General features: G+C 72.0%; 15 protein-coding genes. All 15 read right to left on the reverse strand.

Annotated features, from left to right (window positions below; translation table 11 throughout):
• Positions 1–501: 501 nt before the first annotated feature.
• The 15 genes from AMK27_RS42145 to AMK27_RS38605 all read right to left on the reverse strand — a co-directional run bounded on the left by AMK27_RS42145 (position 502) and on the right by AMK27_RS38605 (position 12,715).
• Positions 502–1,305, reverse strand: a complete 804-nt coding sequence (locus AMK27_RS42145; RefSeq protein WP_241847753.1) for a RapZ C-terminal domain-containing protein — start codon at positions 1,303–1,305, stop codon at positions 502–504.
• Between the two features lie 9 nt (positions 1,306–1,314).
• The gene (locus tag AMK27_RS38540; protein WP_073918900.1) at positions 1,315–1,824 is read right to left on the reverse strand and encodes a WhiB family transcriptional regulator; all 510 of its coding nucleotides are present in this window, start codon (positions 1,822–1,824) and stop codon (positions 1,315–1,317) included.
• Entirely contained in the window at positions 1,821–2,282 is a 462-nt protein-coding gene (locus AMK27_RS38545; RefSeq protein ID WP_073918902.1) for a hypothetical protein, read from the reverse strand. Before AMK27_RS38545 ends, AMK27_RS38540 begins: the two co-directional genes overlap by 4 nt.
• Positions 2,279–2,950 carry a GGDEF domain-containing protein gene (locus tag AMK27_RS38550; RefSeq protein ID WP_241847754.1) on the reverse strand — a complete coding sequence of 224 codons (672 nt, stop codon included), beginning with the start codon at positions 2,948–2,950 and terminating at the stop codon, positions 2,279–2,281. Before AMK27_RS38550 ends, AMK27_RS38545 begins: the two co-directional genes overlap by 4 nt.
• 322 nt (positions 2,951–3,272) lie before the next feature.
• Positions 3,273–3,695: a hypothetical protein gene (locus tag AMK27_RS38555; RefSeq protein ID WP_241847755.1), complete on the reverse strand. Its 423-nt coding sequence runs from the start codon at positions 3,693–3,695 to the stop codon at positions 3,273–3,275.
• A 17-nt stretch (positions 3,696–3,712) separates the two neighbouring features.
• The gene (locus AMK27_RS44415; RefSeq protein WP_338014371.1) at positions 3,713–4,021 is read right to left on the reverse strand and encodes an RRQRL motif-containing zinc-binding protein; all 309 of its coding nucleotides are present in this window, start codon (positions 4,019–4,021) and stop codon (positions 3,713–3,715) included.
• 392 nt (positions 4,022–4,413) lie between these two features.
• The gene (locus AMK27_RS38565) at positions 4,414–4,749 is read right to left on the reverse strand and encodes a hypothetical protein (protein ID WP_073918906.1); all 336 of its coding nucleotides are present in this window, start codon (positions 4,747–4,749) and stop codon (positions 4,414–4,416) included.
• 127 nt (positions 4,750–4,876) lie between these two features.
• Positions 4,877–5,011, reverse strand: a complete 135-nt coding sequence (locus AMK27_RS44265) for a hypothetical protein (RefSeq protein WP_274535764.1) — start codon at positions 5,009–5,011, stop codon at positions 4,877–4,879.
• A 4-nt stretch (positions 5,012–5,015) separates the two neighbouring features.
• Positions 5,016–5,492, reverse strand: coding sequence for a DUF6197 family protein (locus AMK27_RS38570; protein ID WP_241847757.1), 477 nt, complete (start codon positions 5,490–5,492; stop codon positions 5,016–5,018).
• The gene (locus AMK27_RS38575) at positions 5,489–7,708 is read right to left on the reverse strand and encodes a type IV secretory system conjugative DNA transfer family protein (RefSeq protein ID WP_073918910.1); all 2,220 of its coding nucleotides are present in this window, start codon (positions 7,706–7,708) and stop codon (positions 5,489–5,491) included. The genes AMK27_RS38570 and AMK27_RS38575 overlap by 4 nt, the downstream gene beginning before the upstream one ends.
• A 15-nt stretch (positions 7,709–7,723) precedes the next feature.
• Positions 7,724–8,116 carry a hypothetical protein gene (locus AMK27_RS38580; protein WP_012477055.1) on the reverse strand — a complete coding sequence of 131 codons (393 nt, stop codon included), beginning with the start codon at positions 8,114–8,116 and terminating at the stop codon, positions 7,724–7,726.
• A 17-nt stretch (positions 8,117–8,133) separates the two neighbouring features.
• Positions 8,134–8,712, reverse strand: coding sequence for a hypothetical protein (locus AMK27_RS38585; protein WP_241847758.1), 579 nt, complete (start codon positions 8,710–8,712; stop codon positions 8,134–8,136).
• 720 nt (positions 8,713–9,432) lie between these two features.
• Complete coding sequence (locus tag AMK27_RS38595; protein WP_012477053.1) at positions 9,433–9,651, reverse strand: hypothetical protein; 219 nt, start codon at positions 9,649–9,651, stop codon at positions 9,433–9,435.
• Between the two features lies 1 nt (position 9,652).
• The gene (locus AMK27_RS38600) at positions 9,653–10,300 is read right to left on the reverse strand and encodes a hypothetical protein (RefSeq protein WP_073918916.1); all 648 of its coding nucleotides are present in this window, start codon (positions 10,298–10,300) and stop codon (positions 9,653–9,655) included.
• A gap of 201 nt (positions 10,301–10,501) precedes the next feature.
• On the reverse strand, positions 10,502–12,715 hold the full coding sequence (locus tag AMK27_RS38605; RefSeq protein ID WP_073918918.1) for a DUF2637 domain-containing protein: 2,214 nt from the start codon (positions 12,713–12,715) through the stop codon (positions 10,502–10,504).
• Positions 12,716–12,790 lie beyond the last annotated feature (75 nt).

A 12,790-nucleotide genomic window follows, 5' to 3' on the forward strand; every position in this document is an offset into this window, starting at 1 on the left:
GTGCCCGGTACGGCGGTGAAGCCGAACCGAGCGCGGACGTCGACCATGAGGCCGGGCGCGGTGGCGGCGTTCTTGCGGGCCTTGGCCCGGATCTGCGGCGCCGTACCTCAACGGCCGTCCTCTCGGAGAGCTCGGCCTGCGGCTTTCCGATCTGGTCGCTGACGTAGCGCTCGATGGTGCGCTGCGAGGTGCCTCCTTTGTGCTGCCGTGGTGCTGCTTGACGAGGTAGAAAACCCGGGCGGAGGTTGCGCCAGCTGCGGACGCAGGCCGCTTAGGCCGTGGCGGTTTCGATGATGTCGGCCCACCTCTAGGGACTGACGACCAGGAAGCGGACCGGGTGGGGGCGTTGGTCGGGCTGTCGATCCCGGTGGCCTACAGGCCCCGGTGGGCGATGGAGCCGCTCTCAACTGCGGCCTCGCCGGGCGTCCAGAGCTGGCTCGACGAGGTGCGCGGCGCCGTCGTCGCCTTTGCTGGACACGACGTCGTACAGGCCAGTGGCAGTCATGCGCTCGCGCGGGTCCCGGGGTCGGACTGCTTGAGGACGCGGGGGAGATGGACGTGAAGGTGCTCGACGTCGACCTGGCGGCCGCGGGCACGGAGTTCCCGAGCAAGGAGTTCGGTGAGTCCGGATGCCCTGTGCTTCCCGCCTGCACAACCGATGGCGATGCGGCGGGGACCGGCGGGTAGGGCGGCGTAGCCGGTTAGGTTGGCGAGCAGCTCGCGGGCGCCGGGCGTCGCGAGGACGATGTCCTGGACACGGGGGTTGAGACCGTCGAGGTCGAGGATGTCGCGGGCGGCAGCCGGGTCGCGGAGCCGATCACGGACGTCCTCGACCCGGTCAGCGGCGGGCGGGACGGGGCAGCCGTCCGGGCCGGTGGGCAAGTGCAGATAGCCGAACGAGATCAGGCGAATCGCTGTGAAGGGCACGTCGATCACCGGGGTCGCGGAGGGGTCGGCGCGGGGCAGTTCGAGGACCTTGTCGGCGATGAGGTCGCTCAGCTCGGTCTCGGTCAGGCCGGTGGTCTCGCGGATGGCCTGCTCGCTGGCGCCGTCGGCGTGCATCGACAGGGCGATGGACTGGTGTGCGGAAAGGTTGCCGGTGCTGGTCATGGTGGCGGGTTCTCCGGTTTCCGGGAGGGGGTGGGTGGTGGCGGGCAGTCCGAGGACGTACAGGAGGGGCGTCTGGTCGGTGGTGTCGCGGGCGTGACGCGTGACGGTCCGCGCGGCGGCGGCGAGCTCAAGCACCGGGTTGGGGTTCACGGCCGGCGCCGCAGCCTGGGCGCTGACGGTACGGTCGGTGAACACGCGTATCTGCTACGCGGCCTTGAGGCCGGCCTCGAGCCGGGAGCGGTTGAGGCACTGCTCCTCGGCGGTGAGCCGCAGCAGTGGGCGAAGGGGCCCGTTGAGTTCGCGGTCGAGGTGGACGATGCGGGCCTGGGGCACGGGCAGCGGGGTGTGCCGGGCGGCCTTGGCCCGCTCTCGGCGGGCCTGGTCCCGGGCGGCCAGGACGTCGACCCAGTCGGGTCCGAGCCGGTCGGCCAGGCGGCGGCGCAGGACGCGGCGCTGGGTCGGGGTGGTGCTTGCGAAGACGTTCTCCGTCGTCTCGTTGACCAGCGCCCACCGTAGGCAGGCGGTGACGACCGGGCAGGCGGAGCAGGCACGCCGCGCCTGCTCGAGCCTCTCTTGGGCCGCCTTCTTCGTGGCGCCGCTGAGGTCGCCTAAGCCGAGGTCGAACAGCTCGGGGCGCGTGCGGCAGCGGGTCGGGGAGGAGGTGTGCGGGAAGGGGAAGCGGGGGTCGGGGTCGGTGTGGTGGGTGCGGCTCATGACGCGGACTCCGGGGTGAGCTGGGGGAGCTGGAGGCGGACCTGGTCGACGAGGTGCTGTGTCGGCTTCCAGGCGCCGAGCTGCCCGCGGTAGGCGGGGATCGGCAGCGGGAGCTCGTGGACGTCGGCCAGGACCAGGTGCCAGGCATCGGCCTGGGCCCAGGGGGAGCAGGGCGGGGTGCCGGCCGGGTCCTGGTGGCAGTCGGTCAGGCGGGCGATGCCGACGACGGCGCCGGTGTGCAGGTCGCGGCCGCGGATCGCGGTGGCGACCAGCGGGTCGCGCAGCGGGGCGCGTTCGGTGGTCTGCCTGGCGTGCAGGAGGAGCCAGCCGCGCCACGGCCAGTGCACGGGCCGGTTCTCGATGTTCTTCCCGGCGAGGAGGCAGGTGGCCCAGGGCTGGCGGACCGTGATGCCCCGAACCCAGGTGCCCGGGTCAGCGGGCAGGGACGAGTTACTCATGCGGCACGCTCCAGCGCGGTGCCGGGGCGGCCCTGCCGGCGGCCGTTGACGGTCGGCGTCTGGAGGTCCTCGATCTCCGCCCAGCCGTAGTGGCCGGAGTGCTTGGTTCGGTACATCGAGACGTCCGCGCCGCGCATCAGGGCGGGCAGGGCGTGGATGCCGAGGTAGTCGGGGACGGCGGCGCCGACCGACGCGGCGACCGCGACGGGCCCGGCGTCGGTGTACACGTGTTCGTGCAGGGCGTCGACGAGGGCTTGGAGGTGTTGCCGGATTGCGTCCCCGCCGACGAGGGTGTCCGTGCGGGTGGCGACGGCGAACTCGTCTCCGCCCAGGCGGCCGACGACTCCGTGGGGTCCGGCCCAGCGGGCAAGGCGCTCGCCGGTGGCGGCGAGCGCGGCGTCGCCGGCGGCGTGGCCGTGGGTGTCGTTCAGACTCTTGAAGTGGTCGAGGTCGACCAGGCAGAGCAGGGAGTCCTGCCGGTGGCGGACGAGGAGGCGCTGGGCGCGTCGCTCGAAGGCGGCGCGGCGCTGGGCGCCGGTCAGCGGGTCGCGGCGCTCGGCCGTGAGGCGCCGGTGGAGTGTGAGCGCGTGGAGGGTCCAGCCGGTGAGCGGGACCGCGAGGGTGGTGATGAGGAGCGCGCGCTGGCCGATCGGGCCTTGAACACGCATGACGGGGGCCATACTTGGATCTCCCTCTCGTCTCGTACGGGATGGGTGGCCCGGGGCAGGCGGACTGGTTTGGACGCCGATGTGCGCCTGTCCCGAGGCGGAGTTACAGGGCGAAGTGGCTTCGGGCCGTGCAACTGAGCGCGTTGTGCCAGGGGCCAGCCGTCGCGGCCCGTCCACTTCAGCAAGGTGGTTCGTCGTGCGCGGCCGGGTGGCGCGGGTGGGGGAGAGGCTGGTTACCGGGTCTTCGCGCCGATGGTGGTGATCACGGCGGCGAACGTCTCCCAGCCGTGGTGCCAGGCGCTGTCGAGATGGAAGGCTCCGTTCATGCCGAAGTCCGCGAGCTTGTAGAAGCCGCCCCTGCCGGTGTTGGTGGCGATCTTCTCCAGCAAGCCCTTGGCCGGGACGCGCCGGTCGGCGGCGTAGGCGTGCTGAAGGACACCGCGAGGGCGGCTGCGGCGGCGGCCGGGTGGACGCGGATGCCGAGCGCGCGGGCGCCGAGCCCGGCGACGATGGCCTGCGTGGCCGCGTAGGTCAGGCAGTGCTCCAGGCACGCCTTACGGCCATCGGCCGTGCCGTGGACCGTCTTCTTCTCGGTGACCGGGTCCTCGTAGGTGACCGGGTGGTCGTCGGACGCGCCCTTCACCTGGGCGCAGAAGTCCGACTGCACCCAGAAGTCTCCGAGCGAGCTACCGGCACGGGTCAGTCCGAGCAGGGCGGCGAAGACGGCGGGACGGTGAGCCTGCATGAGGTGGTCCTCTCGGTTCAGGCGGCCAGCAGGTGCGGGGCCGGGGGAGCGGTGTATGAGGCGGGGTCGGCGGGCCTGCCGTCGTAGCACTCCAGGCACGCGCCCAAGGTCTGCAGGGGGATGCAGTGGAAGTAGCGCCGCCGGCAGGTGCAGCAGCTCTGGCGGGCGGCCATCGCGGCGTCGAGCGCCGCTTCCTTGGCGAGGGTCATCGCGACCTTGGGCTTCGCCAGGTCGATCCGGTACAGCCACGCGAACCGCTTGCCGCCGCGGCACTCGGTGCGGGCGGCGGGCGCCTGGCCGCCGAGGCGCAGACTTATCTCGCGCAGCCGACGACGGGTTGCGGGCCCGCCGGCCTGGCGCCACCGGAAGACCGGTAAGGAGCCGTCGCCGGGGTCATTGCGGGTCGACGTCGACCAGGTCCTGGTCGACCATCAGCCGGTCCAGGATCCGGGAAGCCGGGCGGGGCGCTGCGGGGGGCGGAGGCCGGGGCGCTGCGGACGCGGGCGCCCGATCCGGCAGCGCGGACGGGGGACGAGCACGGGATGTCCTCCAGCAGGTGCGAGTTCGGGCAGTGGCGCGCCCCGTCGACGGGCGGTCCGTCGACGGGGCGTGAGGTGAGGGCGGGTGGCCGGTCGGCCTGCCCAGTCACCGGGACCACCGCCACCGAAGTACGGGGCGGGGCGGTGCCGGTGGCCAGGCGGGTCGGTCGGAGCCTGTGTCAGAGGACGGCGGTGACGGCGAGGGCGAAGAGGGCGACTGACCCGCCGATCAGGAGTGCGGAGCCGGCGCGGGCCCACCAGTAGTGGCCCATCGTCTTCTCGTCGCGCAGGTCGCTGAGACCGTCGGCGACGCGGGCGTGGAGCACGGCAAGCGGGGACAGGGCGGCGTACCAGCGGCCCAGGCGGTCTATCTCGCCGGCGAGTTCGTGGTCGGGGAAGTGGCCGCCGTGGACGGCCTGGCGGTGGACGTCGCCTTCGGAGTCCAGGTCGTCGGGGTTGAGGACGACGGGGCTGGTGGTGCGGCAGATGGTGCAGCGGTAGCGGTATCGGCGCACGGTGGTTGGTCTCCCGAGAGGGTGGTGTGTGGGCAGGGAACGGCGACGCCCCGCCCGGAAGGGAGGTTCCGGGCGGGGCGGGAGTCGAGCTGGGTGTGGGTGTCTCTGCGTCAGGGCGGGGAGCGGGTTAGGTGTTGGGCTGTCTGCTGACGTCGTCGACACGGCGGAGGGTCTCGTGGGCCATGTCGGTGATGGTCTGGAGCTGCCTGTCGATGTCGGCCGCGTCCGAGCCGGTGAACGAGAACGGCACAGGCAGCTCCACCGGGTCAGATGTTCATGTGGTGGGCGCGCCGGATGGCGGCCTCCCACACGCTACGTACCTGTGCTCCGCTGTGGGAGTCGTTCCAGGACGGGATGGTCTGCCACTTCTTGCCGTGCTGGCGGCGGGCCTCGTCCAGGAGGAGGTTCCCGGCGTCGCAGTAGGCGGTGTTGCGGGCGCCGGCGGCGGCGCGCAGGGCGCCGATGGAGCAGCGGGCGCCCTCGGTGTTGATGAGGCTGTACCTGGTCCAGCCGTGGGTGTCGAGGAACGCGAGCGCGTCGGTCAGGGTCTTCTCGACCGGGCCGGTCAGGCGCGCGGGCTGGACGGCGATGAGAGGTGCCTGCGTGGGCGCCGTGGGGGCCGCAGGGGCGGCGGTGGCGGCGGGTTCCGGGGTGGGGTCGGGGTCGAGGCGTCGGAACGCGGCCGCGTAAAGGTCCTGGTCGATGGGGGTGAAGTCGGTACCGCTGTTGGTGCGGGTGTTCATGCTGCCCTCCACAGGCCGTTTTCGTTGGTGATCTCGCCTCGCTTCTTCAGCTCGGACAACCTGGGTTTGATGTTCTTCGCGGGGGTCTCGAGCTTCCTGGCGATGGTTTCGGCGGTCATGGGGATGGAGTGCTCCTGGAGGAGCTCGAGGATGCGCGGTTTGATCAGCTCCTGTCCTTCGGGCGCCGCCGGGGCTCCCTCCGACCGGGCGGGCCCGGTGGCGGCGTGGGGACCGGCGGGGATGTGGTGGGCCGCCGGCTCCTGTGAGGAGGGGGAGCCCTCGGCCGCGGCAAGGAGGTCGGCGAGACTGCCGACCAAGTTCTTGCCGCGCTTGTCGACCATCGGCGTCCTTGCGATCGCGTCGCGCTCGCGCCAGGCGTCGCAGTGCTCGATCCCGACCGGCCGCTCGCCTCCGGCAAGCGAGACCGGCGGCACGTCCAGGTGGAGGGAGCGGAACTGGACGGCCTGGCTGCCGGGGGTGAGGAGGTAGCCCAGGCCGAAGGTGCCGTCCTCGGGAGCGGCGGCGGCCTCGGTGGCCAGGCCGCTCATGTCCCGGTCGGCGACCTTGGCGTACTGGCCTGGCCACTGCGAGGGGATCATCGACAGGTCGATGCCCTCCGCGCCCTCCACTGCGTTCGCGCCGACCAGGGAACCCTGGCCCTTGGCGCAGCGCAGGAAGACCGCGCCGCCGCCGATGAGGAGCTGGGACCGGATGACGGTTGAGTTGCCGAGGTCTTCGGCGAGCGGGGTCTGGGTGGCCAGGACCACGCCGATGCCCCGCTTGAGGGACCGGCGGGTCAGCTGCTCCACGATCGCCTTCGCCTCCAGGTGGTATGGCGAGGAGGACGACAGCAGCATGTGCGCCTCGTCGATGACGAACAGGACCAGCGGGTCGGTGAACGGGAAGGCGGGGGAGCGGTAGCGGGCCTCGCGGTCGAGCATCATCGCGTAGGCCAGGCGCAGCGCTCCCATCGCCTCGTCCAGGCCGTCGCCGAGGTAGGCGGACAGCGAGGCGCCGGTGATGGTCCCGGCCTGCGGGGAGGCGAGGATCACCGCGATGCCGGAGCGGTGGGCGGAGAGCAGGATCTGCTCCAGCAGCCCCGACTTGCCTGACCGCGACCCGCCGACGAGGTAGAGGTGGCGGGCGCCGGACCCGGGCTGCGCGAGCGGCAGGAGCGCGGCCCGGCCATCCACGTAGGTGCCGGCGCGGACGTAGCCGCGCGAGTCCATCGCCAGCTCGTCCAGGACCGAGGAGAGCATCGTGCCGTGCATCAGCGCGTGCTCCCGCATCACCCGGATCCCCATCTGCGACGGCTTGCCGCCGGGGGCCAGGGCGATCTGGATCGTCTCCAGGTCGAGATTGCCCGCGAGGTCCTGCAGGTTGACGGTGCCGATCGCCCGGCGGTCGCGGGTGGCGATGCCTTCCCAGTCCAGCGGCCCGTCGTAGCGGGTGACGGTCAGGGATGTGCCGGGCATCGCGCCCTCCGGCACGCCGACGTACGCGGCCCACAGCTCCTGGGGAGTCGTGGGGGCGCCGACCGCGATCTGCGGCTGCGCCGCCGGTACCTTCAGGTGCACGGTGACGGGCAGGGCGTTGGGCGCGTAGTGCTTCGGGTCGCCAAGCTCGATCTGGGAGACGGGGATCTGGTAGACGGAGGCGATGTCGGCGGCCTTCACCCGCACCTGCTGCCCCTGGGGCAGGGTGATGATCCCGGTGAACGCCACGTGGTCGCTGTCGATCTCGAGGCCGAGGTGCTCCAGGTGGGCCCCGGCCTGGATGAGGACGCGGCCCTCGGTCTGCGTGGGTCCCGAGATGTACTCGCGCCACCAGGCGGTGATGAGCTGGGCCTGCGACGTCTGCCCGGTGCTCGTCCCCCCGCCCGTGGCCGGGGTCGCGGGCGTGAGCGCGGCGGCGGGCATGTGGCCGGCGAGGTTGCGGTGGTGGGCCAGGGCAGCCGCCCCGGCCGGGACTGCGAGCCCGAGGGCGATCAGCGGGTTCATGCCGCTGGCGAGAACCTCGTTGGCGGCGATGCCGCAGCCGGTGGTCGTGAGCCCGCACGCGATCAGGGACCGCAGAACAGGAGCGGAGGCGCCAACGGCCCACGCTCCCGCTCCGGCCGCCGCAGCGGCGAGGGCGGACCAGGGGCCGACCACGAGAGGCACCACCGCGAGCGCGGCAGGCGCGTACTGGACGAACTGAGCTCGGGTCGGCCCCATGATCCTTCGTTCTCCTTAACTCTGGGCGTAGAAGCCGGCTTCGGCCATGTCGACGGGGGAGGTGGCGACGGCGTCGGCGATGCCGCCGTGGTCGTTCTCGGTGGTGGTCTTCGCGTCGTCGGCGGCCGCGGAGGCGCTGTCGGCGGCGGAGGTGTAGGCGCCGGCCGCGTCCTTGACGCCGGTCATGGTCAGCGCGGCGTCGGCGAACTCGGAGGTCGTGGCATCGTCGACGGCCAGCGCCTTCATCGTTTCGGAGGCGTCCAGCATCTGCTCGGCGGCGTCGTCGACGTCGGCGGCGAGCTTGGTGACGGTCTGGGCGTGCGCGTGGACCTTGTGGGTGAGCCAGGCCAGCTTGGTGCGCAGGGCCGCGTAGTTCGCGGCGTCCTTCAGGGTCTCGGTGGCGCTCATGAACGGCTGCTCCTCTTCTATCGGGCGTTGTAGAAGTCGCGCTCGGCGGGCTTGGTCAGAGGGCTGTCGGCGACGGCCCGGAAGATGCCGCCGTGCCGGGCCTCGGCGTTCGCGGACGCGGTGCGGCACGCCTCCTCGCCGCCCTGGATCTTGTCGTGGACGTCCTTGGCGGCGGCGGCCTGGAGGTCGAGCTGCTCCTTGAGGACCTCGCACTTGGCGATGAGGTTCGCGCCGACGCCCTTGGCGGTGATGTCGGCGATGAGGGTGTCGCAGTCGGTGGCCAGCTCCAGGGCCTCGTCCATGAGTTCCAGGGCGGTGTCGGTGCTGGCCTGGCACAGGGTGGCCGAGCCCTCGGCGAGGTCGATGACCTGGGTGAGGGTCATGACCTCACCGCCACTGTAGGTACGGGACTTGCCTGTGGCGGTCGTGACGTGGATGCCCTTGTCGTCGACGGTCGCGGAGTGCGGGACGGGCGGGTTGGGCTGCATCGCGGGGTCCTTCCGGATGTTGTCGGGCAGCTTGACGGTGCGGGGCCGCGGGATGGTGCCGGCCGGGGGAACCGCGGACCCCGGCGGCACCGTCACCGGCGGAGTCATCGGTGGGGGAGTCGCCGGCGGCGGTGGCGGGGTTGTCGGGGGAGGGGGCGCCGTCGGAGGGGTTGTTGGGGGAGAGGGCGCCGTCGGAGGTGGCGGTGGCGGTGGCGGTGCGAACGGCGGTGGAGGCGTTGCCGGCGAAGTTGCCGAGGACGGGGCCGACGAGGCCGGCGCCCCCGTCGGCGGGGGCGTCGAGGACGGGGTTCCCGTCGGCGGCGTGGCCGAGGCTGAGGTCCCCGCTGCCGGCGTCGTCGAGGACGAGGACCCTGTCGGCGGGGTGGCCGCAGAAGGGCCTCCGGAGGTGGAAAAGGAAGGCTTCCCGGTCGGCTTTTTGAGGTAGGCCGATCGCCATCCGTCGCGCAGGCCACCAGCCATATGAGTGCCTGCCAGAAGCCCGTAATGCGTTTTCGCCGCGATGTTGTACGGCGTGTTTCGGAATGTGTCCGGCGCCCGGGTCGGATTCCATTTATCTTTCGTTTTTGCAGGTGGTTTCTTGATTCCTGCCTGTTCGTATTTCCCGTGTGTTTTCTCCACGCCGAACACGTAGCTGATGGCGAGGAGCAAGAGGAGTTCCATGACCCTCCCTTCTGTGACTCTGTGTGTTTGCGGTCGGTTACCGGTTACTGGTTACAGGCCCCTGAGAGCCCGGTTCGGGTCGCCTGTGGGGCGGTTCCGGGGATGTTCGGGGGCTGTAACCGGTAACCGGTAACCGCGCTTGGTAACTCAGTGCGACGACGAGCCGATGTTGTTGACGGTCGTGTTCGCGGTGTTGAACACGGACTCCAGCGTGGTGCGGATCTGCTCGCTGAACGGGGTGTACGGCAGGAAGATCCCGGAGACGATCAGCATGATGCAGATCGCCATCTGCTTTCCCTTGGTCTTCTTGAAGGTGAAGAAGAGGGCCCAGCAGAACAGGGCGAGGGCGAAGAATTGAAGCGTCATTTCACGCACCCTTCTCGAAGGTGAATCCCTTGTTGTTCATGGGGGTTACCGCGCCCGAACCGGAGGGCACGGAAAGCTTCTTGTAGGCGATGAATCCGCCGCCTCCGACGAGCGCCACCCACAGCCAGGGGCTGGAGGTGATGCCGCTGCCGGAGCTGGCGCCGGCGGGCTGCTGGGCCTTGGTGGAGGTGCCGCTGAAGACCGGGGCGTTGCACTCGGGGATCCTGGAGACGTCGTAGCTGGACGCCTTGGCGACGGCCGCCGCGCGGCCCTTCATGCACTCGCGGTAGACGGTCATCTCCCGCTCGTACGCGGCCTTGGCGGCGTCCTCCTCGGTCTGCGCCCGCTGCTTGTCGGCCTCCGCCGCGACCAGGGCGTTCGCGGCGTCCTCCCTGGCGCGCGCACGCTCCTGGGCGGCCCGGTCGGCCTGCATGTTGGTGACGGCGATGACCGTGCCGCACACGGCGACGACGGCGATGGTGCCGCACACGGCGAGCGCCGCGGTGTTGCGGCGCATCCCGTCGACCGCGGCGGAGAAACGCGAGTTCGCGGGCTTCTCTGGCTTCTCCGGAGCCTCGGGCGTCGGGGGGTTCGGGGGCGTCTGGGGGTTCATGAGGCTGAACTCCTTGTCCCAGTCGATGCCGGACATGGCTGCTGACTCCTTCTCGGTGTGGTTCGCGCCCGCTCAAGCCCGTCTCCGGCAGGCCGGGGACGAAGTTCAGCGGCGGAATGCGTCGGTGAGCGGCCTGCCGGCCGTGGCCGTCACCGCTCCGCGCTCACGCTCGGGAGCGTGAGCGCGGAGCGGTGGCGACCATGAGCGGCAGGGGCGGGTCGGGCGGCGGGGACGCGCTCAGGCGCTCGCCGGGGCGCTCGCCGGGGCGCTCGCCGGGGCGCTCGCCTTCACGCTCACCAGGGCGTCCTGGGCGCTCTCTTCGACCTGCTCACGCAAGCGCTGGGCGGTGGGGCGAGAGACGGGCTCGTCGGACAGGCCCGCCTCGGTGAGCGCGTCGCGGATCTCCGTCCACTGCGGGCGGCGCCCGAGCTCGGTGTAGAGGAGACGGATGCGGTCGTGGCGGCGCTCGGTAAGCGCGTCCCGCTCGCTGCGCGTACGGGGACTGTCCGCTCGGTGACCGTCTTCGTCCCCAGTGGCGCGCTCATCGGCGTGAGCGCCCGTGGTGAGCGCCAGGCGCTCACGCTCACCGTCAGCGTCCCCAGAGGCGAGCGCGCTCACCTCGGAGTGAGCGCCGCTCGGTTCCGGGTGAGCGTCGTGAGCGCCGCCGATCTCTTCGACGCGCTCGATGGTGTGAGCGTCGTCGGGGGTGAGCGTGTCGGCGAGCGCGGCGGGCGCGGAGCCGAGCTTGAGCGCCATCCGCTGCTCCAACGGAGCCTTCCGCCGCCACAGCAGGCCGTACTCCTCACGCAGCCGCGCTCGCAGCCAGGTCTCCTGCTGGAGGCGGGTGAGCGCCTCGTCGTAGGAGGTGATCTCCCACAAGATCATCCGGCGGCGAAGCCGAGCGGTGGGGATCGGGGCAAGGATCCAGCGCGAGCGCCGCACCGTCTCCATCCGCACCTTGCCGGTGACCGCGCCGATCCTCGTGGCATACACGTGGGAGGCGATCTCCGAGAAGACGACCCAGAGCAGGGTGAGGGCGGCGTGCCCGATGCGGCCCGAGGCGGAGTCCGACGCGTTCCAGTTCAGGTACACGGTCACCGCCGTCAGTACTCGGGGAACCCAGCGGATCCAGCGCAGTTCCATGCCCATCCGGATCAGGATCAGGTTGGCGCCGGTGAACGCGGGGATCGCGACGTCGATGCCGACCGGCAGCAGCCACGGCCACTCCCAGCCCCACGCGGCGGCCTTGGCCTCCAGCGCGGTGTAGGAGGAGAGCAGGCCGAGGGTGGAGACGACCGCGGCCGCCAGGACGATCCCGACGACCAGGAGCAGCTCCTGCCCGGACAGCGGCGGGACACCGCCGGCGGGCCGGGCGTCGTTGCGGGCCTGGCGGCGCTTGGCGCGCGACTCCGCCTTGATCTCCCGGCGGCGGGACCGCTGCATGGTGCGCTGCGTCGCTGCCTCGAGGATCCGCTCCGCCTCGGCTCGCGCCTGCGCGGCAGCGGCCAGGTCGACCGTGGCCTTGGCCGCCGCCTCCCGGGCCGTCTTCGCGTCCGTCTCCGCCTGCTCGCGGAGCCGGGCGACGTCCTTGTCGGTGACGGACCGCAGCTCCTCGGCGGAGGATCGGGCGTCGTTCAGGGCGCGTTCGGCGTCCTGGCGAAGGCCGCCAGCGGCCTTCTCGGCGCCAGCTCGCACCTGCGTGGCCTGGTCGTCCGCGCTCTCGCGCATCCGGTCGGCCTCGCCGCGCGCACGCTGGAGGAACTGTTCGGCGTCGGTGGCGGCACGGGTGCGGGTCTGGGCCGCGGTGCACTCAGCAGCCGCGAGCAGCTCGGCGCGCTTGGCCTCCGCGTCGGCGAGGGCCTTCTCGGCGGCCTGCGCGGCCTGGGCCTCCACCTCGCCGGCCTGCGCGGCCGCCGTGGTGGTGACCTCCTCCGCCTGGCGGCGGGCGTCGACGAGCAGCTGCTCGGCAGACGCCTTGGCGTCGGCCAGGACCTGCTCGGCCTCCGCGGTCGCGGTCGTCATGACGGTGTCGGCCTGGCCGCGCGCCTTGGCGAGTACCTGCTCGGCGTCCGCGGCCACGCTGTTGGCGACCTCCTCGCGCATCCGGTCGGCGTCGACCGCCGCAGCGGCCAGAAGCCGGGTCTGCTCGGCCGTGGCCACCTCGGTGATCGAAGCGGCCTCGCTCCGGGCGCCGCCCAGCAGTTCAGCGGCCCGCTGCTCGCCGTCGGCAAGAATCCGCGCGACCTCGTCGGCGGCCAGGTCCCGCAGATCGGCCGCGCGGTCGGCGGCGTCGGCCGGGACCGGGTCGGCCTCCTGGAGCACCAGCGGCACGCTCGTCTCGGGGGTAGCGGCCTGGGCGGGGACGGCGTCCAGCGGCGTCGGCGTCTTGGCGCCTCGGGGCTTCGCGGCCGGAGCGGGCTTGCGCCTGCGCCGGGTGGTGGTGTTGGCCACGGGGTCTCCTCTCTTTCCGGCGCCTCGTGCAAGAGGTCACCGCGGATCGGCGTCGGTCGGTAGGGTCGTGACCAG

The organism is Streptomyces sp. CB02009 (assembly GCF_001905825.1).
Taxonomy (GTDB): Bacteria; Actinomycetota; Actinomycetes; order Streptomycetales; family Streptomycetaceae; genus Streptomyces.